This window comes from Staphylococcus sp. EG-SA-2 (assembly GCF_017152085.1).
The window spans coordinates 1-753 of the sequence record NZ_JACYHC010001065.1 but is presented as its reverse complement, the minus strand read 5'-3'; the positions used below and the strand labels follow the sequence as shown (position 1 = coordinate 753).

The 753-nt window shown below is 36.8% G+C and carries 1 pseudogene; it reads right to left on the bottom strand.

The features are described 5' to 3' along the window. Nucleotides 1–753, bottom strand: a pseudogene (locus tag IDG60_RS18005) (DNA-binding protein); the annotation flags it as partial.

Below are 753 nucleotides of genomic sequence, written 5' to 3'. Positions count from 1 at the left end.
TTTCTCCATTATCTTCTCTTACATATTTGGGCGAACTATCTTCCACAAGTGATGAATCACCGATAAATGCTGCTTTACCTTTTCCAACTTTAGAAATTGCTACATAGGGGCCTTCTGCTTTACCGCCCCCATTATAAATACCTTGATCTACAGCATGTGACCATTTACTTTTCGCTGGCAATTGTTCTGGTGTATACACAATACCTTTTGCTTTCTCTGGATTAGTAATTGCTAATGTTGATCCGGCATGCATAGAGACAGATTTCACACCTTCAGTAATACCGAAACTCTCTTTTGAAGAAACAATATTGCTCGTATTTAAATCACCTAGTGCATTATATCGAAAACGTACGCCAAAGTTTGTAGATAACCAATCTGAACTTTTCACACCTTGCATTGCAGTAGAACTTTTTTCTTCTGCATTCATACCTTTCGACATATCTTCATATGCTCCACGTCGATAACCATTCATTGCCTCTGATGAATCAATACGATTTAAATTTCGGTCAGCATTGTAATGATCTGAAATAAAGACAACATTGCCACCTTGTTTCACATAGTTAACAATTGCTGCCTGTTCTGATTCTTTGAAAGGAATATTAGCCTCAGGAATTACAAATATTTTAGAACTTTTCAAACTTGCTTCTGTTATGTTCGAATGACCATCAATAGCTTTAACGTCATAACCTTGTTTTTGTATTGAATCCGCATAATCTGAAAATGCACCATCACTAACCCAATCTGCAGCACCAG